Here is a 24,245-nt window from a genome sequence, read left to right as displayed (position 1 = left end):
CCTGACTCCTTGAGAGTCCTGAAGGAACGTTGAAGACGACGACGTTGATAGGCCGGGTGTGTAAGCGCAGCGATGCGTTGAGCTAACCGGTACTAATGAACCGTGAGGCTTAACCTTACAACGCCAAAGATGTTTTGGCGGATTGAGAAGATTTTCAATACAGCTTGATACAGATTAAACAGAATTTGCCTGGCGGCACTAGCGCGGTGGTCCCACCTGACCCCATGCCGAACTCAGAAGTGAAACGCCGTAGCGCCGATGGTAGTGTGGGGTCTCCCCATGTGAGAGTAGGGAACTGCCAGGCATCAAATAAAACAGAAAGCTCAGTCGAAAGACTGGGCTTTTTGTTTTATCTGTTGTTTGTCGGTGAGTGCTCTCCGCAACGTTCAAATCCGCCGGGAGCGGATTTGAACGTTGCGGAGCAACGGCCCGGAGGGTGGCGGGCAGGACGCCCGCCATAAACTGCCAGGCATCAAACAAGTGAAGAGCCCATCCTGACGGATGGGCTTTTTGCGTTTTTGTCGTCTGAAACTGCCGGACATCGTTCTCCCTGTATCCAATATCCCTCATAAATCCTGCCGGATTTATGCTGTCCGAGGGAATCGCTGGCTCTTATGCGCATAATCTCCCCATCTTGTTGATACAGATAACTTTTTATCTTTTATTGCCTGCATCATCCTTGTGAGCGCCTCTGTTTCTGTGGAGGCCGCCCCGAAAGATACCAACTAGCCGCTACGAAGAATGAAAATACATTTATGGCAGCGTTATTATTTATTGGAAAATAATCGACGATAATTTCGCTTTCTGAATGAAATAATATCCTGAGGCGTTGTTTTCTATTGATTGGCAATTGACAAAGAAATAACCATATATATAAACCTGCTTCTTAATATTTAATGTGAATTATTTTAAGAATATTTCTGTGCTAATTCTTAAGTTACTCTAATGTAAACATATTAACAAACAGGTGAGAAAGCTTCGCGACGCGGTGGGCTATGGGCATAACCGCTGGACTTTTTCAGCGAAATGTCTTAGTGTCCTTAACACTTTGTTAACTCGATCTGGTTTAAGTTAATTCAAATTTGCTAAAAACATAGGGTGCATTGCCTGTATGGAAGCTAACCCGGTAACGTCTTTTGACGAATAATGCATGTTACCGGCTGGCAATATGAGAATAGTAATGAAAATTCTGATTAACTGGCCTCCTTTGCGCCAACTGATAAATTATATCCAGGAGCGTTTTACCTTTCTGGTTTTGCTCTGCTGGCCGGCGATTATCTGGCTGGTTTGTTGGCTGCTCGTATGGCTAACGGAGAGCGTAATGACGATGCTGGGCAAGTCGGTAGGCCACTCATTTACCGTGAATTTACAGCCTTTTATGACCTTAAGTACGCTGCTGCGAATCTCCGTCAGCTGGGTGCTGCTGCTATTTATCCTGTTCAGCATGGCGATGGGATTCACCTGGCTCCTTCGGCGCTTTATGAACCGTAAGAAATAGAGCCGGTACGGCGACAAGCGGCGATACCGGCATGACCTCAGGCCATTTCCCCGATCGTCTTACGAAAACGCAATAGCGCGATAGTAAAAAACACGCCACCGATAGCCAGCAGCGTCAGGAACTGCGGCCAGACGATAGAGAAATCAGCGCCTCGATAAAGAATAGCCTGCGCCAGACTAACAAAGTGGGTTGTCGGCATGGTGAGCATAATATCCTGTACTGCCTGCGGCATACTTTCGCGAGGCGTGGAGCCGCCGGATAGCATCTGCAGTGGCAAAAGCACCAGAATCATCAGCAGCCCCAGCTGCGGCATTGAACGCGCCACCGTCCCCATAAAAATGCCGATTGAGGTGGTAGCAAACAGGCTCAGGGCTACCCCCAGCATAAATAGCGGTATTGAGCCCTCTATCGGTACCTGCAGAACCCCCTGAACCATCAGCATCAGCGAGAGTCCGGAAACCACCAGCACCACCAGCCCCATTGACCATATCTTTGCCATCATGATTTCGAACGGCGTGACCGGCATAACCAGCAGGTGCTCCACGGTACCATGTTCCCGCTCGCGTATCAGCGCCGACCCGGTCAGCACGATCGCCAGCATGGTGATATTGTTAATGATTGCCATGACGGCGCCGAAACGCTCCTGTTCCAGATTCGGGTTAAAACGCATTCTGACGGCCAGCTCAACCGGCAGCGTGCCGTTGTCCCGGTAGCGGGCGACAAAGCTGTTCACCTCGCCGGTGACAATATTCTGGATATAGCTATTGCCGGTAAACGCCTGGCTCATTCGCGTCGCGTCCACGTTAACCTGCAGCTCGGGCTGGCGTCCGGCCAGAACGTCGCGCTGAAAATCCGGCGGAATATTGATGGCGAAAGTATACCGCCCCGCATCCAGTCCGGCGTCCATCTCATCAGCTGTAATCAGCTCCGGAGGCAAAAACCAGGGCCGGTAAAAACCATTGATGATACGCGATGAAAGCTGCGACTTATCCATGTCGGCAATAGCGATGGGCGCCAGATGCAGCGAACCCGGCATGACGGTTGCGGAGGAGTAAACCGAGACGGTAAAAGCGAAGACAATTAACGTCAGCATCGCTTTATCGCCCAGCAGGCTACGGAGCTCTTTCATTCCCAAATTATAAATATTGCGTAGTCCGCGCATTATCCCTCCTGTTTTTTCAACAGCCACACGCTCAGGCCCAGCACCAGCGGAACCGCGATAAGTAGTGGAATAAAGGATCCCCACAGGTCGGTCAGATTCAGCGCTTTGGAAAACGTTCCTCGCGCAATCGTCAGAAAGTGGCTGGTTGGATAAATCTGGCCAATCCAGCGCCCAGGCCCTTCCAGCGAGGCGACGGGGTCGATCATCCCGGAAAACTGCGTCGCCGGAATAAGCGTAATGATCGCGGTGCCGAAAATCGCCGCAATCTGGCTTTTCATAAAGGTTGAGATCAGCAGGCCAAGTCCGGTGGCGATAGTGACGTAGAGCAGCGCGGCCAGGGTGAGCGTCAGAAAACTCCCTTTGTGCGGTACGCCAAAGACAAAGACCGACAGTGCGCAGAGCAGAAAGAAGTTAAACATCCCCAGTACGATATACGGCACCTGTTTACCCAGCAGAAATTCGCTGCGGGTGGTTGGCGTCACGTATAAATTGATGATTGAACCAAGCTCTTTCTCGCGGACCACGCTGAGCGCGCTGAGCATCGCCGGGATCATCATCAACAGTAGCGGGATCACCGCCGGAACAATCGCCGGCAGGCTCTTCACATCCGGGTTATAGCGGTAGCGGGTCTCAATGGAAATCAGTGAAGTATCGCGATTGGGGCTAGCCTGGCGGCCGGCCATCTCCTGCAGCCAGGCCAGATGCATGGCCTGCACGTAGCCGCGTACGGTCTCCGCGCGGTTCGGCATCGCGCCGTCCACCCAGACGCCAATTTGCACCGGCGTCCCTCGGGCGATATCGCGGCCAAAGTTGGGCGGGATCTCGATAGCCACCGCCAGCTCGCCGTTGCGCATTCTTCTGTCCAGTTCACTATAGCTTTGTAGCGGTGGTTGTTCGATGAAGTAGCGCGAGCCGGCGATATTTTGCGACCATCCCTGGCTGCTGACGGTCTGGTCGCGGTCGAGCACCGCAAATCGCAGATCTTCGACGTCCATACTGATCCCGTAACCCATGATAAACATCAGGATCACCGTGCCGAGCAGCGCCAGGGTCGATCGAACCGGATCGCGTCGCAGCTCAAGCGCCTCGCGGCGACTGTAGCTAAACAGGCGCTGCAGGCTGAACGCCTGACGCGGCACACTGCTTTCGGTTTTGTGTTCTATCGCGGGAACCGCTGTAGCCTGCGCATCTGGCGGCTGCGTCGCCTCTGCCGCCTCCTGTAGCCAGGCGATAAATGCCTCTTCAAGCGTGGCCGAACCGCGCTGTTCGACCAGTGCCTGCGGCGTATCGCTGGCCAGGACTTTTCCGGCATGCATCAGCGAAATGCGATCGCAGCGTTCCGCTTCATTCATAAAGTGGGTGGAGATAAAAATGGTCACCCGATCCTGACGGGCCAGATCGACCATTAGCTGCCAGAACATATCCCTGGCCACCGGATCGACGCCGGAGGTAGGTTCGTCAAGAATTAACATTTCCGGGCGATGAATCACCGCGACTGCCAGCGAGAGCCGCTGACGAATACCTAACGGTAGCGAAGCGGGCAGGGTATCTTCTACCTCTTCCAGCATAAAGCGCTGGCTTATTTCGGCGATCCGCCCGGGGATTTCCGCATCCGGAATGTGGAACAGGCGGGCATGCAGCTCAAGGTTTTGCCGTACGGTCAGTTCGCTATAGAGAGAGAAGGCCTGCGACATATAGCCGACGCGGCGGCGGGTTTCGATATCTCTGGGATCGACCGGTTGTCCAAACAGCCACGCCTCGCCTTCGCTGGCCGGTAGCAGTCCGGTCAGCATTTTCATGGTTGTTGATTTGCCGCAGCCGTTAGATCCGAGGAAGCCGAAAATCTCGCCGCGGGCGATACGAAAGTTGACGTGATCAACAGCGACAAATTGACCGAAGCGCATCGTCAGCCCGCGCGCTTCAATCGCAATTTCGCTTTCATCGGCATTGCGCGGTGGGATGATCACTTCTTTATGCGCCAGGCGCTGGGCTTCGGGAAGCAGAGCGATAAACGCCTGTTCCAGCGTCTGACTTGCCGTATGCGCTTTAAGCTCATCGGCGCTGCCGGTTGCCAGAACTTCCCCCGCGTTCATGGCTACCAGCCAGTCAAAACGTTCCGCCTCCTCCATGTAAGCGGTGGCGACCAGCACGCTCATGTCCGGCTGACGCTGGCGAATGCTGTCGATCAGATCCCAAAACTGCGCTCGCGAGAGGGGATCGACGCCGGTGGTAGGTTCATCAAGAATCAGCAGCTGCGGGTCGTGAATAAGCGCGCAGCACAGGCCGAGCTTTTGCTTCATCCCGCCGGAGAGTTTTCCCGCCGGACGGTCGCGAAACGGCGCCAGGCCGGTACTCTGGAGCAACTCATTGATGCGGATGTCGCGTTCGGCTTTATCATGGCCGAACAGACGAGCAAAGAAATCGACATTTTCATAGACCGACAGGGTATGGTAGAGGTTCTTTCCTAGCCCCTGCGGCATCCAGGCGATTTTCGGGCAGACGTCCCGGCGATGGCGCACATCGCTCATATCGCCGCCGAGCACCATGACGTTACCGTGCTCAATCACTCGCGCGCCGGAGATCAGCGATAGCAGGCTGGACTTGCCCACGCCGTCAGGCCCGATCAGGCCCACCATACAGCGGGCGGGAATGCTCAGCGTAATGTCCTTCAGCGCGACGGTTGCGCCAAAGTGCTGGCTGACGTTTTCCAGGCGGGCGACGGTTTTCATTGCGGCAACCTCACCTTCAGCGCTTCAGGCCACGCCTGCTGGTTATCCAGACGGACCCATGCCATACCGGGCAGGCCGGTCTTCACATACTCCAGATGCTCTGCCAGCAGCTCTGGCGGAATGCGGGCTTTCACGCGGAACATCAGCTTCAGCCGTTCATCGCTGGTTTCCACCGTTTTGGGCGTAAACTGCGCCACGCTGGCGACAAAACTGATATTGGCGGGAATCACCAGGTTCGGCGCGGCATCAAGGATAATTCGCGCTTCGCTGCCCAGCGCCAGCAGACCCGCCTGCTCGGTCGGCAGGAAGAAGGTCATATAAACGTCGGACAAGTCGACCATATTCAGCACCCGGCCTCCCGCCGCCAGTACCTCTCCCGGTTCGGCAACGCGGTACTGAATACGGCCATCGCGCGGCGCTTTCAGCTCGCTATCGTCGATGTCGGCGATAATCCGCCGTTCGGTCGCCTGGGCGGCCTCGACCCGGGTTTGCGCCTGAATGATGCTGGTTCGCGCCGCCTCAATCGCGGCCCTGGCGGCAGAGACCTGAGCTTTCGCGGATTCCAGCGCCGCCCTGGCGCTTTCTGCCGCCGCCTGGTCGTCATCCAGCTGCTGGGCGGAGACCGCACCGCGCTGCGAGAGCGTGCTGGAGCGGACGTGGCGTTTAGCCGAAGAGTTCAGCTCCGCCTGCCGCTGCTTCACCACCGCTTCCGTGGCGCGCATTTCGCTTTGACGCTGGTCGAGCAGGGCTTTCGCGGCGGCAATCGCGCTCTCTGCTTCCTTGATTTGCGCGGCGGCCTCCAGCCGCTGTTCGTTGAGCACTCGGGTGTCCATACGCGCCAGCACATCGCCCTGACGAACAAACTGCCCCTCTTTGACCAGGATGGTATCGATACGTCCGGCGGTTTTGGTGGCAATATCGACTTCTGTGGCTTCGATTCTACCGTTACTGCTGGCAAATCCTGCCGGAACCCCCGGCGGGCGCAGCATCCACCATGCCGCAGCGGCAATCACCACTGCTAAACCAATAACGTATCCAACCCAACGTCGTTTGATTTTGTCCATACGCGACTCGCTTTTTTCCATTGGCTGAGTGGTGCGCGCTTCTCCTCCGCATGGCGAAGTTTCGTCTCTTCAGGAAAGGGAGGAATCGGGGATAAGGCCAACCGGCGCAGGGTTCCAGCAGCGCTGCTAACCGGTCAGAAGGAGGTGCGATCAATGTGGTCATCATCAGCAATCCTCGCCTTAAATGAAACACGCATATTTATTGCTACCGTCAATGTCATACTAACACCCGCGATGAGTATGTCCATATACAAAGCAGGGTCTTGTCGTTGAGTTAACATAAAAACGGTCCGCAGCGCAGTGGGTCAATATTATCCATTATGCTTATTGGGTTTTATGCTCCGGATACCGGCGCAGATAATCTTTCCGCGCTTCATTAAATCATCGTACATATAAGCTATTTTTCAGCGCTAATAACCAGAGGATATTATTCCCGGGCGACTGGTGCATTTTTAATCTGGTTGCTCCTGGAGAACTGTTGTATGATCGGCGGCCCTGAAAATACACTCACGCCGGGCGAGCGCTTTATTCAATGAAAGATGAAAGCCAAAAATATATCTCGATTATTTTTAAGGAGTGGTTGCCGCTGTACGACAGCCTGACGCCGGAAGTGAGGGCGGTACTTAAAAATATTGCCGGGCAGCAGGCGGAGGCGTTAGCGACCCGTTTTTATGATTTTATTTTCCAGGATCCTGACATCGCGCGGCACCTTAGCTATGACTTAGTTCAGGAACGGCTCAGCAGCTCGCTGGCCGGATGGGTGAAAGATATCCTGATGTGCGATAAGGAAAATTTGCAGGCGCTGGCGGAGCGGCAGTATCTGATCGGCAGCATTCATTCACGCATCGGAATCCCGGCAGAGGCGGTACTTCGCGGCGCGCGCCAGCTGAAAGCCGGGCTGATTGAAAATATCCGCGATAGTCACTTCGATCGCGAGACCAGTGTTGCCGCCATCTACTACGCCATCATGGCCATTAATATGGCGGTAGAAATGATGTGCCATGCCTATACCCTGTCGCACTATCGGGCGACGAAAAATGAAGAGGCCTACCGCCTGTATAGCCTGATGGATAACGTGCCGCTGGAATATGGCAAACAGCAGGCTTCGCTCTCCGGATGGGAAAATACCGCTATTTTTAATATTGTCAGCGATAATAAGACGGATATTAACGGGGAGTTATTATCTGATTCGGAATTTGGCCTGTGGTTCCGCCATAAATGCGTGCGTTATTTTAACAAAAATCCGCAAATGCAGGAAATCGCCGATTTAATTAGCAAGGTGGATGCGCTGTTATCCGCCTGGAAATCCTCATCTGACGGTTCTGAGTATAAAAATACGCAGGCTCTGCTGCAGGGGATCCATATCCATTGCCAGCAGATCGGCAGCCAGCTGGGCGTGCTGTTTAGCAGCCTGTCGCAGATGCAAAGCGGTAAAGATACGTTGACCAGCCTGCTGAACCGCCGCTATCTGCCGGTGGTGCTTAAGCATGAAGTGACGCTGGCGATGGAATATGAACTGCCGATGACGGTGGCGATTATCGATATCGACCACTTTAAAGAGATCAATGATAGCTGGGGTCATATGGTCGGCGACCGGGCGATTAAGCACGTTGCGGAGCTGCTCAGCGATAATATTCGCTCCAGCGATTATATCTTCCGCTACGGCGGCGAAGAGTTTCTGCTGGTGCTGGTGGAGACCGGCGCCGCGGAGGCCTTTACTATCCTCGAACGGCTGCGTAAAAAAATCAGCCAGCTGGCGTTTAGCGTTGGCGCTGACAATGAGATTTCGATTACCGCCAGCATCGGCTACGCCGTCCACTCCGGTCATCCGGATTACAATCTGCTGCTGCGCGATGCCGACAGCGCGCTGTACGTCGCCAAGCGCAATGGGCGCAACTGCGTGAAGATGCATGAAGGCGACGGGAATTAATCTGCCAATCTGCCGAGCCCTTCCCGGAGGCGGCGCGCTGCGCCTGTCCGGGCTACCTGACCGCAGGCGGCTGTGAACCTATAGCCCGGGCAAGGCGCGTCAGGCGCCGCCCCCGGGAGAGACATGGCAACGGCTTTCAATGCGGAGAGCCTTCCCGGAGACGGCGCGCTGCGCCTGTCCGGGCTACCTGATCGCAGGCGGCTGTGAACCTGTAGCCCGGGCAAGGCGCGTCAGGCGCCGCCCCCGGGAGAGATATGGCAACGGCTTTCAACGCGGAGATATTTCCACGCCTCAAAACAGCACCGGCAGCCCCAGCCCGCGTTTTACTTCATGCAGCGTCCGTTGTGTCAGTTCGTGCGCCCGTTCGCTTCCCCGGCGCAGCAGCGCCAGCAGCATGCCTTTATCCTGAATATAAGTCGCCCGACGCTCGCGTATCGGCGCCAGCAGCTCCTGTAAGCAGGTCTCCAGCGCATTTTTGCACTGCCTGTCTCCCAGCCCTCCGCGCCGATAGTGGGCTTTCATCTCGGCAACGAAGGCCTTATCAGCATGAAAGGCATCGAGATAAGTAAAGACCACGTTGCCTTCTGTCTGACCCGGGTCGGCGACCCGCAGGTGATTCGGATCGGTATACATGGCGCTGACCGCACGATGGATCTCCTCTTCGCTGGCCGAAAGGGTGAGCGTGTTGCCCAGCGATTTCGACATTTTGGCGTTGCCATCGATGCCCGGCAGGCGGCTGACGTCGCTGAGCAGCGCTTTGCAGTGCTGTAAGATCGGCGTCGTCGTCAGGCTATTCATTTTGTGCACGATCTCGTTGGTCTGTTCAATCATCGGTAGCTGATCGTCGCCAACCGGCACCAGTTCGGCCTTAAAGGCGGTGATATCGGCGGCCTGGCTTATGGGATAGGCTAAAAATCCCACCGGCAGCGAGCGGGAAAACCCCTTCTGGGCGATTTCATTTTTTACCGTCGGATTGCGCTCAACCCGGGCGACGGTGACGATATTCATATACAGCGCGCTGAGTTCGGCCAGCGCCGGCAGAGCGGATTGCAGGCAAATGGTGGTCTTCTGCGGATCGATACCGACGGCGAGATAATCGGCCATCACCTCAAGGATATTGCTGCTGATTTTTTGTGGGTTACTGCCGTTGTCGGTCAGTCCCTGCAGGTCCGCGACGAGGATAAACTGCTGATGGTCGTGCTGGAGCAGCACGCGCTGGCGCAGGGAACCAACGTAGTGGCCGAGGTGCAGCTGGCCGGTAGGACGGTCGCCGGTCAGGATCGTTTGGCTGGTGTTCATGAGTGACTCCTTAGGATGCTATCAGGCCGAAGGGCGACACTCAGAAACAACAAAGCCGCCTTCCGGCGGCTTTGAATAGAGGAAACGTGAAATCTTGCCGCCTGTTATGCAGGCAGCCACCAACGGCGGAGGTGAGAGATGACAACGTTTCTGTTCATCTTTTTATCCTGCCACGAAAAGTGGCGCGAGTGAAAGCCCTTTTTTCATTTAGCGATAAACCGGTAGCAGGTTAAAACTGGATAAAACATGAATTATCGCGTTGGCGCCGCCGAAGCATAAAATCAGGATAATCATGGCATTGCCGCCCCAGACCCGATAGTTCGGGCTGCCGAAACGCCTGCGCGAGGCGCGCGCCAGCAGGGCGGGGACGATAGCGGCCCAGACGGTAGCGGCGAGACCGGCGAAGCCAATGGCGTAGATAAAACCGTCAGGCCACAGCAGACCGCCGGCGATCGGCGGCAGAAAGGTCACCAGCGCGGTTTTAAACCGCCCCAGCCGGCTATCGTCAAACTTAAACAGATCCGCCAGGTAATCGAACAGGCCGAGTGTTACGCCCAGGAATGAGCTGGCGACGGCGAAGTTGGAAAAGACGGTCAGCAATAAATCGAGAGTCGAACTGTTCAGCAGGCCGCTTAAGGTCTGCACCAGCACGTCGATGTTGCCGCCTTTTTCGGCGATAGCGATAAACGCCGGGCGCGGAATATTGCCCATTGTGCCGACCAGCCAGATGATATACAGCACCAGCGCCATCAGCGTGCCGAGCAGCAGGCAGCGGCGAATGATAAGCGGGTCTTTACCGTAGTACTTCATCAGGCTGGGGACGTTGCCGTGATAGCCAAAGGAGGCCAGGCAGAACGGCAGCGTCATCAGAACGTAGGGCAGATAGGACGCATTGACCTCCGCGCGGTTAAACAGAATCGCGGGCTCCACGTGCCACATCAGACCGCCAAAGGTCATAAAGAAGGTGAGAATTTTGGCGCCCAGCACGATAGTCGTCATCCGGCTTACCGCTTTCGTACTCAGCCAGACGATAAAGGCGACGATCAGCGCGAACGCCAGCCCGCCCAGGCGTGCGGGAACCGCGAGGTTCATCTGCGCAAAAGTATGCTGAATAACTGAACCGCTGGCGGAAATATAGGCGTAGGTCAGGATATATAATACAAAGGCGACGGTCAGACCGTTGATAATATTCCAGCCGTTTCCCAGTAAATCTTTCGTAATCGTGTCGAAGCTGGCGCCAATATGATAATTGAGATTGGCTTCGAGGATCATTAGCCCGGAATGCAGCATGCAAAACCAGGTAAAGATAAGCGCCAGCAGCGACCAGAAAAACCAGGCACCGGACATCACCACCGGTAAAGAAAACATGCCTGCGCCAATAATCGTGCCGCCGATAATCATCGCTCCGCCAATCAACGATGGTGTATTAGTTGAGACCGCTTTTGAGACTGATAATGTAGCCATAAGGTGCATTCCTCACGTGGCTATATAGTAAATAACGGGCTGCGGGGCGCAACCCGAATAATTGAGCTTAAAAAGATGGAGTTAAATTAATGGCGCTCTTATTGCGAGAGCGCCCTGATAGGGTTTATTTCACCGGTTTCAGTCTGGCGACGAAGTGGCGCAGTACCGGCGGTTCATAGGTAAAGGTCAGGCCCTTAATCGTGGCGGCGCGCGCCTTAACGGCGATCAGCGCATCAGCGATATAGTCCATATGATCGTTGGTATAAACCCGACGCGGAATGGTCAGGCGCAGCAGCTCCATCGGCGACGCCTTCTGCTTACCGGTTTCCGGGTCGCGTCCCAGCAGCAGGGAGCCGATTTCCACGCTGCGAATGCCCGCTTCCAGATACAGCTCGTTGTTTAGCGCGTGCGCCGGGAACTGCTCCGGCGGAATATGCGGCAGCAGCAGCTTAGCATCGACGAACACCGCATGGCCGCCGGTCGGATACTGAATCGGAATGCCGCCTTCGCGCAGGCGTTCACCGAGGTACTCCACCTGATTGATGCGATAAGCGAGGTAATCCTCGTTGGTCCCTTCTTCCAGACCGATAGCCAGCGCCTCCATATCGCGCCCCGCCAGGCCGCCGTAGGTGACAAAGCCTTCCATCGGCACGCAGCGAATGCGCACTTCGTTGAAGAGCTCTTCGTCATCGCGGAAGCAGCACAGTCCGCCAATATTCACCATCGGGTCTTTCTTGGCGGACATGGTCAGCATATCGCCGTACTGGTACATCTCGAGAATAATCTCTTTCACCGATTTATCGGCATAGCCCTCTTCGCGCTGTTTAATAAACCAGGCGTTTTCGCAGAAGCGGGCGGAGTCGATTACCACCGGAATATTGTTCTGGCGCGCAATTTGATACACCTCGCGCATATTCGCCAGCGATACCGGCTGGCCGCCGGAACTGTTACAGGTGACGGTAGTAATAATCGCCGCCACGTTTTCCGCGCCGTGCTCGGCGATGGTCGCTTTCAGTAAATCAATATCAAAGTTGCCTTTCCAGTCGTACCACGAGGTCGTGTCAAAGGCTTTCGGCGTCACCACGTTAATGGCTTTTGCGCCGTTAAGCTCCACGTGAGCGGCGGTAGTATCGAAGTGGAAGTTGGAAATAAACACCGGATGCGCCGACTTGCGGCGAGCAATCAGGCTTGGGAACAGAATCTGCTCCGCGCCGCGCCCCTGGTGGGTGGGAATGGTATACGGATAGCCGATAATCTCTTTGACCTTTTCACACAGATGCTGATAGTTACGCGACCCGGCGTAGGCTTCGTCGCCCATCATCAGCCCGGCCCATTGATGGTCGCTCATCGCGCCGGTGCCGGAGTCGGTCAGCAGGTCGATATACACGTCCTGGCTATTGAGCAAAAACGGGTTATAGCCCGCCTCTTCCAGCGCTTTGACGCGATCGTCAAAGGTGGTCATACGAATATTTTCGACCATTTTAATGCGGAACGGCTCAGGGATACGTTTCATTTATTTTCTCCATGGGAATGCTGTGCCGCGTCTGGCTATTTGGCGACAAGTAATGGGCGCAACAAATAGCGACTAAACGCAGTGCTGAATTAATTTTTTTAGGGAGTAAACAGCAGCGGAGAATTAACGAGGGAAGTCGTTGGAGATGCGGTGATCTAAATTATACCAGTCGTCCAGGCCGCCCTGGGCGATGAGGCGATAAATCGATTTTTGCGTCATGACATCGTCCTCTGTGGTTGAAGGGATGCCATAAAAATAAGGTAATATGAGAAAATAACCACGATTAAAATCACAAAAAATTAGTTATTGATAAGTGGAGTATAAAAATTTGACGCTCGTCGTATTTTTAGCGTTATTGATTATTTGGTTAGCAGGCGATGGTTTTTTGTTTTTTTAATTGTGCCAATGATGGCTTATTTAGTAGGGGTATTTAGCGCCTTCACCGCAATAAATGAAGGCGCAGGAGTGACTTACATGCTGGAAAAGACGTTCATAATGATGCCGCCGGAGATGATCAGCACCATGGCGAGGATGGCCGGAATATCCGGTTTCTGCTTATAGAGGATCATCGAGCAAATCGTGACGCCGACGATACCAAAGCCGCACCATAACGAGTAGGCGACGCCGACCGGAATAGTGCTCATCGCGCGGGTGAGGGCGAAGTAGCACAGGCCGTAGGCGCAGACCACCAGCACCGACGGCGCCAGTTTACTGAAGCCGTTGGTCTTTTTGATCATCGACGTGCCGGTGATTTCGGAGCCGATAGACAGCGCCAGCCATAAAAATCCGAGGTTAAACATATGCGATTCCTTTTCAGTTAGTTGGCGACTTTTTTGTCCAGCGATGAAGCAGCCGAGGGTTCTGCGGGCGCTTCCTCGCTCTCTTCGCTACCCATTTTGGAAAACAGATTCATGATCACGATACCGCTGGCGATAACCGCCATGCCGATAATGGCGGCGGTATCCGGGTGCTGGCCGTAAAACGCCATTCCCAGCGTCGATACCACGAGGATGCCGGTACCGGACCAGGTGGCGTAAGCCAGACCGACGGGAATATCTTTCACCGCGCGGGACAGCGAGTAGTAGCAGGTGCAGTACAGCAGCACCAGCAGCCCGAGCAGCAGCATTTTGGTTATCCCTTCACTGCTGCCGAACATTTTGAGGGTGGAGGTGGCTGAGGTTTCGGAAACGATAACCAGCAGCATCCATAGCCAACACTTTGTTTTTGAAGACATAAGTTAAACTCCGGGTTTACTATTTAAGGTAAGGTTCTTTTTTTCTGCTTTTTATAAAATCGATAGCGGCATCGGTTAACTGCGCTTGAGGCGCACCGGCCAGCGCCGGATTATTCATCACGTCTGTGACAGTGAGATAACGGCGCGGACCGCTCGCCGGCGCCACCGTTGCTTCGCGACCCGACGCCAGCTTCTCCAGCAATTCGTTCATGGTGCACAGCGTGACGCCGCATTCGGCCAGGCGGGAAAGCGTGGCCTGCATATGCCCGGCGTAAGCGGTATCAGGCTGCGCGCCCCGCAGCTGGTTAAACTCGCTGGCGGGATCGCAGTGATAGCGCAGCGCCAGCACCGGCAGACCGCTCAGCAGAGCATCGTGCACGCGGCGGGCAAGGGGACTGTGCAGAGAACCATTCACCAGATCCGCCGCCAGCGGGTAGTCGAGAAATGGCAGCAGCAGCGCTTTATACGCAGCGGACGGCAGCCCATATTGCCAGTCAGCCGCCGGTAGCGTTTTACCGATACTCTGCCACTGCTCGCCGTCGTCAATGCCGCTATCCAGCGCCAGGTGCAGGCTCTCGCCGCAGCCGGCCAGCCGCTGGCGAATAGCGTGCCGGTAGCCCGCCGCGGCGGTCACCATTACCAGTACCGGCGGCCGCAGACGCTGGATAATGCGTTCAACCAGCGCTTCCATCTGTTGGTTGGTCATGGCGAGCCTCCGTTAGCCGATGAGCGCGACCTGCGCGCCGTTTTTCAAGCCGGCGGCGTTGGCCTCTTCGGTATCAATATGAAACTCCAGCGCGAAGTCTTCGCGTACCCGCACGACCACTTCATCGAAGGTCAGCTGGCGTTCACCGTTGCTGCGGACGCTAACCTTCTGACCGTTGGTGACGTTCAGCTGGCGGGCGTCCTGCGGCGACATATGGATATGCCGCCAGGCGCAGATCACCTGAGACCGCAGTTCAACGTGGCCTGCCGGGCCGATCAGCAGCGCGCTGCCCGCATTCTCCAGTTGGCCGGATTCGCGAACCGGTGCTTTGATGCCGAGGGTAAAGCAGTCGGCGCGGGAGATTTCCAGCTGCGATACCGGGCGGGTTGGGCCGAGGACGCGCACGTGGGTGAGCGAGCCCTTCGGACCGACCACAGTGACGCACTCCTGGGCGGCGAACTGTCCCGGCTGACGCAGCGGCTTAAACGGCGTCAGGACATAGCCCTTGCCAAACAACGCTTCGACGTCCTGCTGCGCCAGATGGACGTGACGGTTAGAGATGCCGACCGGGATAGCCGGCGCAACGTGGCTCAGGCGGGCGGCGATTTTTTCATGGAGCAGGGTGTCGATCATGCCTTCTTCCCTTTCCTCATCGCCGCGTTTTTATCTTCCGTCGCCGCGGGCGCGGCGGCGGGCTCAGTGGGTTCCCTTGTTTCCACAGCGGCGGGTGCGACGATTTCAGCCTCAAGCGGGGCTGCAGCGGCAGCTTTCGCACGCGGCGGATGGCCTTTGAGGGTGCTGAGGGCTTCCACGACGCTGCGTTCCGGACGAGCAATCGTCAGGGATTTCACCTGCGGGTCGATAAGCTCAGCGACGGCCACGCCGCGTTCGATGGCGGTGTGAATCGCGCTGATCTCCCCCTCAAAGCAGACGCTAACCAGCCCCGATCCGACTTTGCGGTAGCCAAAGCAGGTCACTCCTGCGCTTTTACAGGCGGCATCTACGGCCTGAACGGCGGCAACTAACCCTCGCGTTTCAATTACGCCTAAACTTTTCATTGTCGGCTCCTGTTAATGGCGGACTAAGCGAATATCAAAATCAAACTGCGTGAAGAACGTTTCCAGCCGGTCTAACTCTTCGGCGGAATATGTCGGGTCCCGGGCGATGGGGTAGGGCATATCGAGGCGCTCATATTTTTTGCGCCCGAGCTGGTGGTACGGCAGCATATCGATGCGGCGGATATTTCCGCGCTTCGCCAGCTTTTGGACATAATCAATGGCCCCGGTAATGGCATCGAACGAGTCGTTATAGCCGCGAACCAGCGGCATGCGGATAATGACGTTAGCGCCGGAATCCACCAGCCACTCCAGGTTGCGGCGAATGCCTTCGTTGCCAATGCCAAATAACGCTTTATGGTGCTCGCTATTAATTTGCTTAATATCGAATAAGAAGGTGTCGGTCACCGGCGCCAGCTTTTGATAATTAGCCAGCGGCGTAGTGCCCTGCGTTTCCACGGCGGTATTGAGCATCATCTTTTTGCATTCGCTAAATAGCGCGACGGCAAAATCGGTCTGCAGGCTCATTTCTCCGCCGCCGATGGTGACGCCGCCGCCGGAGGAGATATAAAAGTCGTAGTCCTGCATGATGATCTCCATCAGTTCGCTGACGGTGACATCTTTACCCATAATATCCAGCGCGTTCTGCGTGCAGATCTCTTCGCACTTGCGGCAGCCGATACAGTCTTTATTGCGGTTGACGAAGTGCTTCATTTCGCCGTTTTCTTCCGCCCGATAATGAATTCCCGCCGGGCAGACGTTGACGCAGTCGCCGCAGTTAATGCATTTATCCTGGGAGAACATCACCTGAAACTGGCTATTCAGCCCTTCCGGGTTAGCGCACCACGGGCAGCGAATATTGCAGCCTTTGAAAAAAACCAGCGTGCGGATCCCATCGCCGTCATAGATCGAATATTTCTGAATATTGAATATTCGCCCGGTTAATTCTTGTTTTGCGCTCACATTTACCTCCAGAAATACGATCGGGACATCCGTGTCCAAAAACGTCCGTGTTTTTATCAGAACTTCTCAATTACCGTACGGCTGATAATCTCGTCCTGAACTTCTTTGCACAGCTCAACGAAGTAGGCGCTGTAGCCCGCGACGCGGACGATCAGATCGCGGTATTTTTCCGGCTCCTGCTGGGCTTTTTTCAGCACTTCGTTATCGACATAGCTGAACTGCATCTGGCCATTGCCGAGAATCGACGCGGTGCGCAGCAGGGTAATCAGGCCGTGACGACCTTCCTGGGTATCCAGCAGCCCTTTGAGGAACTTGAAGTTGTGCACCATGCCGATATTCATGGTTTCGACGTTCATCTTGCTCACCGACTTGATGATCGCCGTCGGACCCTGTTTATCCGCGCCCTGAGTCGGGCTGATACCGTCGGAGAGCGGCATCCACGCCAGGCGACCGTTCGGCGTGGCGTTGGTCAGCTCACCGATCGGCGTGTTGTTGGAGATGGATAGTGTGCCGTGGCTCAGGGTGGAGTAGAGCATCTTGTACTTACGGCACTCGCGCTCGGTCCACTCGGTGATATCCAGTGCATACTGGTCAACGTAGTTATCATCGTTGCCGTATTTCGGCGCGTTGAGGCAGTCGCGACGCAGGCCTTCAAAGCCTTCGAAGTTCGCCAGCAGCGCGTCGCGCATCTGCTCAAGGGTGTATTTCTTATCTTCAAACACCAGTTTACGAATCGCCGCCATGGAATCGACGTAGGTCGCCAGACCGGAGAAGATCAGCCCCGGGCCGTGGTTGATCATCGCGCCGCCGGCGGCAACGTCTTTCCCTTTTTCCATGCAGCCTTCTACCAGCAGCGACATCAGCGGCTTCGGCGCCACGTCGCGGTGCACGCGCTGGCTGATGACCGTACCGATCGCCGACAGGCGTACGATATGGGCAATCTGTTTTTTCACCGCCGCGTCGAACGCTTCGAAGGTGTGCAGGTCGCGCAGGTTGCCGGTATCCAGCCCCTGATAGCTGTCAAACAGCACCATCCGACCGCGGTTTAAAACGAACTCAATGGCGATGGGCCACTGGGTGTAGCCGGTGGAGGTCCACTGGTAGATGCGGCCGGATTTCTGCGGCTCAACGCAGCCCATCAGGCAGTAGTCGCGGGCGTCTTCGAAATCGAAGCCTTTTCGCAGCATCATCTTGATATGGGAGTCGTCGAAGTGGCAGGCCGGGAAGCCCATCCCCGCTTTGACGACGTCGACGATTTTTTCCATATACTTCTGCGGCGACTGGTTGTGAATACGGCAGGCCAGCGACGGCTGGTAAACCTTCACGAAGCGCACGGCGTCCATGATCAAATAAGTCAGGTCGTTACAGGCATCGCCGCCGGAGCGCTTCTGACCGCCGACGGTTAGGTTGATAAACGGCTGATAGCCGGCGAAATATTTCGCCCCAAGCTCGCTGGACATCCACATCAGCTCGGCGCATTTGATGATAAACGCCTGCAGCAGCTCCAGCGCGGTGTCGTGAGTCAGGCGGCCTTCGCGGATATCGGCTTCAAACATCGGGTAGCAGTACTGGTCTACGCGACCCAGGGACAGCCCGGTCTGGTTCTCTTCAATTTCAAACAGCGATTCCACGGTCCAGATGCTCTGCAGTGCCTCCTGCAGCGTTTTCGGCGGGTTCGCCGGCACGTTCTGGTTCACCTCAGCGATGGTCAGTAGCTCGGCGCGGCGCTGGGCGTTCTGTTCAACGGCGGCCAGTTCGCGGGCGCGGGCGGCGATGCGGTGTGCGTAGTTAATCACCCCTTCGCAGGTTTCAATGGCCGCCTTGTAGTAGTAAATACGGTCGATATCTTCCGGGTTTTCCATGCTCAGGCTGGCAAGATGCGCCTCGGCGTCGGCTTTAATGCCGTTCATCCCTTTGGTAAACAGCAGCACATCGTAGCCCGGGCAGGTGTCGCCGCCGCCGTTGATCTGGTGGTAGGAGAGGTCGCTGACGAAGGTTTCGCCGCTGAATGCCCATACGCCCGCTTCGCGGTACTGGGCTTCGCAGATTTCGTCCAGCGAGCGGCCTTCCCAGAACGGTACGATCTCTTCGCGGATGGTTTTCTTATCTGCTTCGCTGATCTCAAACGGATCCTGCGGACGGGTGCTCATGGTGTCGAGTTCGTCGCGCACCCAGCGCCAGGCGATATCCGGCGAGAAGGCGCCCGCGCGCGGCTTGCCGCACGGATGACCGACGATCAGCTCATCATCCTGAATCAGAATTGGCGCGGTTTCGCAGGCGTGGCGGAAGGCTTTGGCGCGCAGCAGAATTGTCGGCATGCCGGGGTTGGCTTTGACCACTTCGGTAAAGGCCAGCGCGCGATAGATAGAGACGCTCGGGCGCACGGTCAGGTAGTGGTTGCGCAGGCGCTGCATGCGCGGAGTCAGCCCTTCTGCTGCCGGCGTATCGCCGGCGGCGGCAAACGGGGCGGCGGAAACGTGTTGTACTCCCTTGAACAGACGCACCGGCAGATTCAGGGCGCTCAGGTTTTGCTGCGCGCTGAGGAACATGTCGGAGAGTTCGTTGATGCGCGCATTCTCAAGGCTTGCGCCGTGCAGCATGGCGTCAAACATCGGATAACCGTCGAGCGCGCAGGCGGCGCGCACTTCGCACAGTTCCGCCAGCTTGAACCACAGCGATTCGACGATTTCATACGCCTGCTGCGGGGAGAGCGCGCCGTTGTTGATATCGTGCTGGTAGTAAGGGAGCAGGGCTTTGTCGGCGCCTTCCGGGTTGACGGCGTAGCTGCCGTTATCCAGCTGGAGCGCCAGCTGGAACAGATAAAAGGCCTGGCACGCCTCTTTGAAGCTGCGCGCCGGATGCGCCGGAACATGGTGCAGAATGGCGGCGCTGTCCAGCAGTTCTGCTCGGCGGTAAGCGTTGGTTTCCGCGGCGGCCAGCTGTTCCGCGCTGTTGGCCAGGTTTTGCGCCAGCGCCAGCAGGGCATCGCAGGCGTAGATGGCCGCACGGCAGCCGTTGACTTCGTCCATGCCGCTGCGGCTGACGGCGCTGCCCAGCGCGCGGGTTTTCTCTTCCAGCTGATGTTTTATCGCCAGTACGCCTTTTTCGACCACCAGCTTGTAATCCGGGGAGTCGAGATCGCTATTCAGATTGAGAAACTGGAACGCGGACGGGCGACGGGCGGCGCTCTCGTCGTGGAAAATCGCCCCGTGCGGTTTGCGGGTCTGGTTGCCGACGATCAGCTCGTCGGCGCTGATGCACAGCGGCAGCTGGCGCATCAGTTCATAGAAACGGCGCGCCGGTTTGACGGCGGCGGGAACCCCGGCGATATCGCCATCAAGGGCGTTGAGCGTGGTGGCATGTTCGGTGCACAGGGTGCTTTTTTGTGAGAGTAAACGTTCTGCCAACACTTTGACGCGCGGCGTTAAGCTGTAGTGTGCCATGGGTAAGGTTCTCCAAATCTTGTTATCAGTGGCCCTGAACGGCGTTGCCGGTCCATGCCCGGCGATAGAGTTCGGTCAGTGCGTGAGCATCCGGCGCGCGTGGGTTCGTCGGGGTACAGCTGTCGCGTAACGCCTGGCCGACCATCTCCGCCAGCCGTTGTTCAAACTCGTCTGCAAGGACGCCAGTATCGCGGATGCCGGCCGGCATGCTCATTTCGTCTTTAAGCGCCTGAATGGCGACCAGCAGACTGGCGACGCCCTGGCGGGTAGTGGCCGCAGGCAGATCCAGCAGATGGGCTAATCGGGCATATTTGCGGGCGGCATCGGTATCGCACAGCCCGTGATAATCGGCGTTCCAGGCCACCACGTCCGCCATCAGCAGGGCGTTGGCGCGACCGTGGGGGACGCGAAACACGCCGCCGAGCGCGTGGGCAAGGCTGTGGGTAATGCCCAGCGAGGCGTTGGTGAAGGCCATGCCCGCCATGCAGGAAGCGTTGTGCATCTTTTCCCGCGCCAGCAGATCGCCACCGTTGCGCCAGCAGGTCGGCAGAAAGCGAAATACCTGCTGCACCACTTTCTCCGCCAGCGCATCGGAAAAGTCGCTGGCGGCGCGGGAGACATAGGCTTCCAGCGCGTGACACAGCACGTCCATCCCGGTATCGGCGGTGATCGCCGGCGGCACCGAGGCCACCAGCGCCGGGTCAAGAATGGCGATATCCGGCAGCAGCGACGGGTCCACCAGTACCAGCTTCTCGGCGTGGGCTTTTACCACTGAAAAGGCGGTGACTTCAGAGCCGGTGCCGCTGGTGGTGGGGATCGCCACAAAGCAGGGCGGCTCGCGGTGAGCGTCCGGACGGGTTTGCGCCAGGGCGAAAATAACCGCTTTGGCTGCATCAATCACCGAACCGCCGCCCAGCGCGATAACCAGATCCGGATAGCGGGTATCCATCCGCTTCATACCGCGCACCACGGTGGCGATATCCGGGTCGGCCACCACGTCGTCCCAGACCTGGAAAGCGATGCCGCGCGCATGGAGGATCTGCGTGACGCGATCGGCGAGGCCAAACTTAACCATCGCCTGGTCGGTGACCAGCAGCACGTTGCGGGCGGGCAGCTCGTTCAGGATGGCAAGCGCATCCTGACCAAAGCGAATCCGGGGTTTCAGCAAAAATTCACTCATTGGGTTATTGACTCCTTAAGCGTCCCGAAACACGTTCTCGACAATGGCGACCACCGACATGGCCTTGTAGTGCTCTTTGTTGAGCGCCAGGTACTCTTCGGCCAGCACGATGTCGTGCATACCGGCGCCGACGCTATCAACGGCAACCCAGGTCTGGTCTTTCATCGGCTGCTGGTCATCATCTAATTTGACGATCAGCAGCAGGTTGCTGCCCCTTAGCTCATCGCACTTCTGCGTGGCGACGACATGTCCGACTACCTTTGCGAGAATCATTGTTTTTATCGCCTTATATCAATGTGTTACTTACCAAGGCGTTCCAGCACCTGGCGGATGACGCGTTCCACGTTTTGCTCATTAATCTCGCTGTCCGCGCCGACGGCGGCGGCAGTCGCAAAGCGATCGTCGGCGCTGGCCGGGTGGGCTGCGGTGGCGGCGGTCGCTGGGGCGTTAAAACGTTCATCGTCGAAGATGCTGCGGTTCGGGCCGGACGCCGGGCTGACGATGGTCGGCTGCGGTTCCGGGCGGCTACCCGGCGCGCGCAGTTCATCGATGGAGCGAACGCCGTAGCCCACTTTGCGGATGTTGAGCAGGTTCATCGGTCCGACGTTATCTGAGCTGGAGCCGCCGCCGACTGCGCCGCAGCCGAGGGTCAGGGCCGGAGTGATATTGGTGGTCGCGCCGATGCCACCCAGCGCCGCCGGGGTGTTGATCAGAATGCGGTTAACCGGTTTTTCCAGGCAGAACTGGCGGATGACGTCCTGATTGCGGGTGTGGATCACCAGCGTGTGGCCGAGGCCTTCGTTGGTCAACAGTTCCACGACGCGGTGACAGGCGGCTTTCCAGTCCTCTTCGACGTACAAGCCGAGTACCGGGCACAGTTTTTCCCGCGAGTAGGGGTTGGTATGCGATACCGTGGTCTGCTCGGCAATCAGCACTCGGGTGCTGGCCGGGACGCAGAAACCGGCCATCTGGCTCAGATAGAGCGCGGTTTTACCCACCACTTTAGGGTTGATGGTGCCGTTAGGACGCAGCAGCAGGGCCGCCATTTTCGCCGCTTCGTTTTCGTTCATGAAGTACGCGCCCTGCGCTTCCAGTTCGCGATGCACTTCGTCGTAGATGCAGCGTTCGACGATAATCGACTGCTCGGAGGCGCAGATCACGCCGTTATCGAAGGTTTTACTGGTGATGATATCTTTCACTGCGTGGGGGATATCGGCGCTGCGTTCGATAAACGCCGGGCCGTTACCCGGACCGCCGCTAATGGTCGGCGTGCCGGACGCGTAGGTGGCGCGCACCATGCCTTCGCCGCCGGTCGCCAGGATCAGCGACACGTCTTTGCTGTGCATCAGCTCTGAGGTGGCTTCGAGGGTCAGTTGGCTAATGGCGTCGACGCTACCGGCAGGCGCCCCTGCCGCTTCCGCCGCGCGCTTCACGATTTCAATCGCTTTCCAGCTGCACTGGCGGGCGCCGGGATGCGGGGAGAAGATAATCGCGTTGCCGGCCTTCAGGGCAATCAGCGTTTTGTAGATGACCGTGGAGGTCGGGTTGGTCGACGGTACCAGCGCACAAATCACCCCCAGCGGCACGCCCACGTCCATCACTTTTTGTAGCGGATCGTCATGAATGATGCCGACGGTCTTCATATCTTTGATGGCGTCGTAGACGCGCAGCGAGGCGAAGCGGTTCTTCAGCACTTTGTCCTGCCAGTTGCCAAAACCGGTTTCTTCCGCGGCCATTTTCGCCAGCGCTTCGGCATGATGCGCTGCTTCCTGGGCCACGTTTTTCACGATGGCGTCGATTTGCTGCTGCGAAAAGGTGGCCAGAATCGCCTGCGCCTTTTTGGCATTGCGCACCAGTTCCCGGGCGTTCTGCCGGGACTGCAAATCGTTATCCAGTTCAATCATGAGTCTATCCTTCATCAGACTAAAAGAGTGGAGACGGGGCGCGCCCTGTCAGGTCATGCTTTGTGCTGCGCCGCGATTTTTTCGATGTCGTTATGCGGACGCGCGATGACGCGAGAGGTGACGACTTCGCCGATGCGTTTTGCCGCTTCCACGCCGGAATCTACCGCGGCATTCACCGCGCCGACGTCGCCCTTCACCATCGCGGTGACCAGGCCGGAGCCGACGTTTTCATAGCCAATCAGCTCAACGTTAGCGGCTTTGCACATCGCATCCGCCGCTTCAATACAGGCCACCAGACCTTTGGTTTCGATAAGCCCTAGCGCTTCTTTCATCAGGTTTTTCTCCGGTTAATCTATGATTTTGTAATGCGAGACGATTTTGTTGATGTCGTTATGCGGGCGGGCGATAACCAGAGAAGTCACCACTTCGCCGATGCGCTGCGCGGATTCGACGCCGGAATCCACCGCCGCTTTCACCGCGCCGACGTCGCCCTTCACCATCGCGGTGACGAGGCCGGAGCCGACGTTTTCATAGCCAATCAGTTCAACGTTGGCGGCTTTACACATGGCATCCGCCGCTTCGATACAGGCCACCAGACCTTTGGTTTCGATCAGACCTAATGCATCACCCATTTGCGTTCTCCTGGCCATCAGGCCTTGTGTTTAATGACGATTTTGTTGATGTCGTTATGCGGACGAGCGATAACCAGCGAGGTCACCACTTCACCGATGCGCTGCGCGGATTCCACGCCGGAATCCACAGCCGCTTTCACTGCGCCGACGTCGCCCTTCACCATGACGGTCACCAGCCCCGAGCCGATGTTTTCATAGCTAATCAGCTCGACGTTGGCGGCTTTACACATCGCATCCGCGGCTTCAATGCAGGCCACCAGACCTTTGGTTTCGATAAGCCCTAATGCATCACCCATGGTTTCTCCTCCAGAACAGGTTTTGTGATTCGGAAAACCGACCGCGTAACGGCGTCAGGACGCGGATGCGGCGTTCGGGGTTCACTATAGGGAATGGCGAATGAAGTGAAATTTAAATCTGCTGACGTGGTATTTTTAGTCTTTTGCTCTGTGATTTAGATTGGTTAAGGCGC

Annotated in this window: 22 protein-coding genes and 2 rRNA genes; 4 read left to right on the top strand and 20 right to left on the bottom strand. The window is 56.8% G+C overall.

All coding sequences use genetic code 11. From position 1 onward, the window contains the following. From ACSIPU_RS19530 to ACSIPU_RS19520, 3 genes are all read left to right on the top strand, one after another. Window positions 1–117, top strand: a 23S ribosomal RNA gene (locus tag ACSIPU_RS19530); the annotation flags it as partial. A 71-nt stretch (window positions 118–188) separates the two neighbouring features. After that, a 5S ribosomal RNA gene (rrf, locus tag ACSIPU_RS19525) occupies window positions 189–304 on the top strand. A gap of 876 nt (window positions 305–1,180) precedes the next feature. Continuing rightward, entirely contained in the window at window positions 1,181–1,498 is a 318-nt protein-coding gene (locus tag ACSIPU_RS19520; RefSeq protein WP_032728845.1) for a hypothetical protein, read from the top strand. Between the two features lie 37 nt (window positions 1,499–1,535). On the opposite strand, the gene ACSIPU_RS19515 is transcribed toward ACSIPU_RS19520, so the two are convergent. From ACSIPU_RS19515 to ACSIPU_RS19505, 3 genes are read right to left on the bottom strand one after another with little or no spacing between them, the layout of a single operon-like run. Continuing rightward, on the bottom strand, window positions 1,536–2,660 hold the full coding sequence (locus ACSIPU_RS19515; protein ID WP_023329188.1) for an ABC transporter permease: 1,125 nt from the start codon (window positions 2,658–2,660) through the stop codon (window positions 1,536–1,538). Beyond that, window positions 2,660–5,389 carry a ribosome-associated ATPase/putative transporter RbbA gene (gene rbbA / locus ACSIPU_RS19510; protein WP_023329189.1) on the bottom strand — a complete coding sequence of 910 codons (2,730 nt, stop codon included), beginning with the start codon at window positions 5,387–5,389 and terminating at the stop codon, window positions 2,660–2,662. Before rbbA ends, ACSIPU_RS19515 begins: the two co-directional genes overlap by 1 nt. After that, window positions 5,386–6,453, bottom strand: coding sequence for an HlyD family secretion protein (locus ACSIPU_RS19505; protein WP_023329190.1), 1,068 nt, complete (start codon window positions 6,451–6,453; stop codon window positions 5,386–5,388). The genes rbbA and ACSIPU_RS19505 overlap by 4 nt, the downstream gene beginning before the upstream one ends. A gap of 532 nt (window positions 6,454–6,985) precedes the next feature. Here ACSIPU_RS19505 and ACSIPU_RS19500 point away from each other — a divergent pair. After that, window positions 6,986–8,383: a diguanylate cyclase gene (locus tag ACSIPU_RS19500; protein ID WP_032728846.1), complete on the top strand. Its 1,398-nt coding sequence runs from the start codon at window positions 6,986–6,988 to the stop codon at window positions 8,381–8,383. Between the two features lie 291 nt (window positions 8,384–8,674). On the opposite strand, the gene trpS is transcribed toward ACSIPU_RS19500, so the two are convergent. From trpS to ACSIPU_RS19415, 17 genes are all read right to left on the bottom strand, one after another. Further along, a complete protein-coding gene (trpS, locus tag ACSIPU_RS19495; RefSeq protein WP_004108695.1) occupies window positions 8,675–9,682 on the bottom strand; it encodes a tryptophan--tRNA ligase in 1,008 nt (335 codons plus the stop codon). Window positions 9,683–9,889: 207 nt separating this feature from the next. Then, complete coding sequence (mtr, locus tag ACSIPU_RS19490; RefSeq protein ID WP_004108693.1) at window positions 9,890–11,146, bottom strand: tryptophan permease; 1,257 nt, start codon at window positions 11,144–11,146, stop codon at window positions 9,890–9,892. Between the two features lie 124 nt (window positions 11,147–11,270). After that, on the bottom strand, window positions 11,271–12,659 hold the full coding sequence (gene tnaA / locus ACSIPU_RS19485; RefSeq protein ID WP_004108691.1) for a tryptophanase: 1,389 nt from the start codon (window positions 12,657–12,659) through the stop codon (window positions 11,271–11,273). 123 nt (window positions 12,660–12,782) lie between these two features. Further along, the gene (gene tnaC, locus ACSIPU_RS19480; protein WP_004098218.1) at window positions 12,783–12,878 is read right to left on the bottom strand and encodes a tryptophanase leader peptide; all 96 of its coding nucleotides are present in this window, start codon (window positions 12,876–12,878) and stop codon (window positions 12,783–12,785) included. A 251-nt stretch (window positions 12,879–13,129) separates the two neighbouring features. Further along, window positions 13,130–13,459, bottom strand: coding sequence for a DMT family transporter (locus ACSIPU_RS19475; RefSeq protein ID WP_004108688.1), 330 nt, complete (start codon window positions 13,457–13,459; stop codon window positions 13,130–13,132). A 17-nt stretch (window positions 13,460–13,476) separates the two neighbouring features. Beyond that, a complete protein-coding gene (locus ACSIPU_RS19470) occupies window positions 13,477–13,893 on the bottom strand; it encodes a DMT family transporter (RefSeq protein ID WP_004110265.1) in 417 nt (138 codons plus the stop codon). A gap of 19 nt (window positions 13,894–13,912) precedes the next feature. Continuing rightward, window positions 13,913–14,599, bottom strand: a complete 687-nt coding sequence (locus tag ACSIPU_RS19465; RefSeq protein WP_032728847.1) for a hypothetical protein — start codon at window positions 14,597–14,599, stop codon at window positions 13,913–13,915. A 12-nt stretch (window positions 14,600–14,611) separates the two neighbouring features. Continuing rightward, window positions 14,612–15,232, bottom strand: a complete 621-nt coding sequence (locus tag ACSIPU_RS19460; RefSeq protein ID WP_004108682.1) for a phosphate propanoyltransferase — start codon at window positions 15,230–15,232, stop codon at window positions 14,612–14,614. Then, the gene (locus ACSIPU_RS19455) at window positions 15,229–15,657 is read right to left on the bottom strand and encodes a BMC domain-containing protein (protein WP_004108679.1); all 429 of its coding nucleotides are present in this window, start codon (window positions 15,655–15,657) and stop codon (window positions 15,229–15,231) included. The genes ACSIPU_RS19460 and ACSIPU_RS19455 overlap by 4 nt, the downstream gene beginning before the upstream one ends. Window positions 15,658–15,669: 12 nt before the next feature. After that, on the bottom strand, window positions 15,670–16,617 hold the full coding sequence (gene cutD, locus ACSIPU_RS19450; RefSeq protein WP_016807794.1) for a choline TMA-lyase-activating enzyme: 948 nt from the start codon (window positions 16,615–16,617) through the stop codon (window positions 15,670–15,672). A 56-nt stretch (window positions 16,618–16,673) separates the two neighbouring features. Beyond that, window positions 16,674–20,060 carry a choline trimethylamine-lyase gene (gene cutC / locus ACSIPU_RS19445; protein WP_435322257.1) on the bottom strand — a complete coding sequence of 1,129 codons (3,387 nt, stop codon included), beginning with the start codon at window positions 20,058–20,060 and terminating at the stop codon, window positions 16,674–16,676. A 25-nt stretch (window positions 20,061–20,085) separates the two neighbouring features. Continuing rightward, window positions 20,086–21,240: a 1-propanol dehydrogenase PduQ gene (locus ACSIPU_RS19440; RefSeq protein ID WP_032728849.1), complete on the bottom strand. Its 1,155-nt coding sequence runs from the start codon at window positions 21,238–21,240 to the stop codon at window positions 20,086–20,088. Window positions 21,241–21,255: 15 nt separating this feature from the next. Next, complete coding sequence (locus tag ACSIPU_RS19435; RefSeq protein ID WP_023320274.1) at window positions 21,256–21,513, bottom strand: EutN/CcmL family microcompartment protein; 258 nt, start codon at window positions 21,511–21,513, stop codon at window positions 21,256–21,258. Between the two features lie 26 nt (window positions 21,514–21,539). Then, complete coding sequence (locus ACSIPU_RS19430) at window positions 21,540–23,144, bottom strand: acetaldehyde dehydrogenase (acetylating) (protein WP_435322256.1); 1,605 nt, start codon at window positions 23,142–23,144, stop codon at window positions 21,540–21,542. Between the two features lie 53 nt (window positions 23,145–23,197). Next, a complete protein-coding gene (locus ACSIPU_RS19425; protein WP_002442217.1) occupies window positions 23,198–23,476 on the bottom strand; it encodes a BMC domain-containing protein in 279 nt (92 codons plus the stop codon). Between the two features lie 15 nt (window positions 23,477–23,491). Further along, window positions 23,492–23,776, bottom strand: coding sequence for a BMC domain-containing protein (locus ACSIPU_RS19420; RefSeq protein WP_004108664.1), 285 nt, complete (start codon window positions 23,774–23,776; stop codon window positions 23,492–23,494). Between the two features lie 17 nt (window positions 23,777–23,793). Continuing rightward, on the bottom strand, window positions 23,794–24,072 hold the full coding sequence (locus tag ACSIPU_RS19415) for a BMC domain-containing protein (RefSeq protein ID WP_004098239.1): 279 nt from the start codon (window positions 24,070–24,072) through the stop codon (window positions 23,794–23,796). Window positions 24,073–24,245 lie beyond the last annotated feature (173 nt).

It is taken from the genome of Klebsiella sp. HN106, assembly GCF_051209435.1.
Taxonomy (GTDB): Bacteria; Pseudomonadota; Gammaproteobacteria; order Enterobacterales; family Enterobacteriaceae; genus Klebsiella; species Klebsiella oxytoca.
This window is presented reverse-complemented; position numbering and strand designations above follow the sequence as displayed.

What these genes read in the sequence shown, in the direction of transcription:
- tnaA (WP_004108691.1), bottom strand. Translation starts at nt 12,659, where the DNA reads ATGAAACGTATCCCTGAGCCGTTCCGCATTAAAATGGTCGAAAATATT.
- ACSIPU_RS19470 (WP_004110265.1), bottom strand. Translation starts at nt 13,893, where the DNA reads ATGTCTTCAAAAACAAAGTGTTGGCTATGGATGCTGCTGGTTATCGTT.
- cutC (WP_435322257.1), bottom strand. Translation starts at nt 20,060, where the DNA reads ATGGCACACTACAGCTTAACGCCGCGCGTCAAAGTGTTGGCAGAACGT.
- ACSIPU_RS19505 (WP_023329190.1), bottom strand. Translation starts at nt 6,453, where the DNA reads ATGGACAAAATCAAACGACGTTGGGTTGGATACGTTATTGGTTTAGCA.
- ACSIPU_RS19475 (WP_004108688.1), bottom strand. Translation starts at nt 13,459, where the DNA reads ATGTTTAACCTCGGATTTTTATGGCTGGCGCTGTCTATCGGCTCCGAA.
- trpS (WP_004108695.1), bottom strand. Translation starts at nt 9,682, where the DNA reads ATGAACACCAGCCAAACGATCCTGACCGGCGACCGTCCTACCGGCCAG.
- ACSIPU_RS19460 (WP_004108682.1), bottom strand. Translation starts at nt 15,232, where the DNA reads ATGATCGACACCCTGCTCCATGAAAAAATCGCCGCCCGCCTGAGCCAC.
- ACSIPU_RS19435 (WP_023320274.1), bottom strand. Translation starts at nt 21,513, where the DNA reads ATGATTCTCGCAAAGGTAGTCGGACATGTCGTCGCCACGCAGAAGTGC.
- ACSIPU_RS19465 (WP_032728847.1), bottom strand. Translation starts at nt 14,599, where the DNA reads ATGACCAACCAACAGATGGAAGCGCTGGTTGAACGCATTATCCAGCGT.
- ACSIPU_RS19515 (WP_023329188.1), bottom strand. Translation starts at nt 2,660, where the DNA reads ATGCGCGGACTACGCAATATTTATAATTTGGGAATGAAAGAGCTCCGT.
- ACSIPU_RS19430 (WP_435322256.1), bottom strand. Translation starts at nt 23,144, where the DNA reads ATGATTGAACTGGATAACGATTTGCAGTCCCGGCAGAACGCCCGGGAA.
- mtr (WP_004108693.1), bottom strand. Translation starts at nt 11,146, where the DNA reads ATGGCTACATTATCAGTCTCAAAAGCGGTCTCAACTAATACACCATCG.
- ACSIPU_RS19415 (WP_004098239.1), bottom strand. Translation starts at nt 24,072, where the DNA reads ATGGGTGATGCATTAGGGCTTATCGAAACCAAAGGTCTGGTGGCCTGC.
- ACSIPU_RS19520 (WP_032728845.1), top strand. Translation starts at nt 1,181, where the DNA reads ATGAAAATTCTGATTAACTGGCCTCCTTTGCGCCAACTGATAAATTAT.
- ACSIPU_RS19455 (WP_004108679.1), bottom strand. Translation starts at nt 15,657, where the DNA reads ATGAAAAGTTTAGGCGTAATTGAAACGCGAGGGTTAGTTGCCGCCGTT.
- rbbA (WP_023329189.1), bottom strand. Translation starts at nt 5,389, where the DNA reads ATGAAAACCGTCGCCCGCCTGGAAAACGTCAGCCAGCACTTTGGCGCA.
- ACSIPU_RS19425 (WP_002442217.1), bottom strand. Translation starts at nt 23,476, where the DNA reads ATGAAAGAAGCGCTAGGGCTTATCGAAACCAAAGGTCTGGTGGCCTGT.
- ACSIPU_RS19420 (WP_004108664.1), bottom strand. Translation starts at nt 23,776, where the DNA reads ATGGGTGATGCATTAGGTCTGATCGAAACCAAAGGTCTGGTGGCCTGT.
- ACSIPU_RS19500 (WP_032728846.1), top strand. Translation starts at nt 6,986, where the DNA reads ATGAAAGATGAAAGCCAAAAATATATCTCGATTATTTTTAAGGAGTGG.
- tnaC (WP_004098218.1), bottom strand. Translation starts at nt 12,878, where the DNA reads ATGACGCAAAAATCGATTTATCGCCTCATCGCCCAGGGCGGCCTGGAC.
- ACSIPU_RS19440 (WP_032728849.1), bottom strand. Translation starts at nt 21,240, where the DNA reads ATGAGTGAATTTTTGCTGAAACCCCGGATTCGCTTTGGTCAGGATGCG.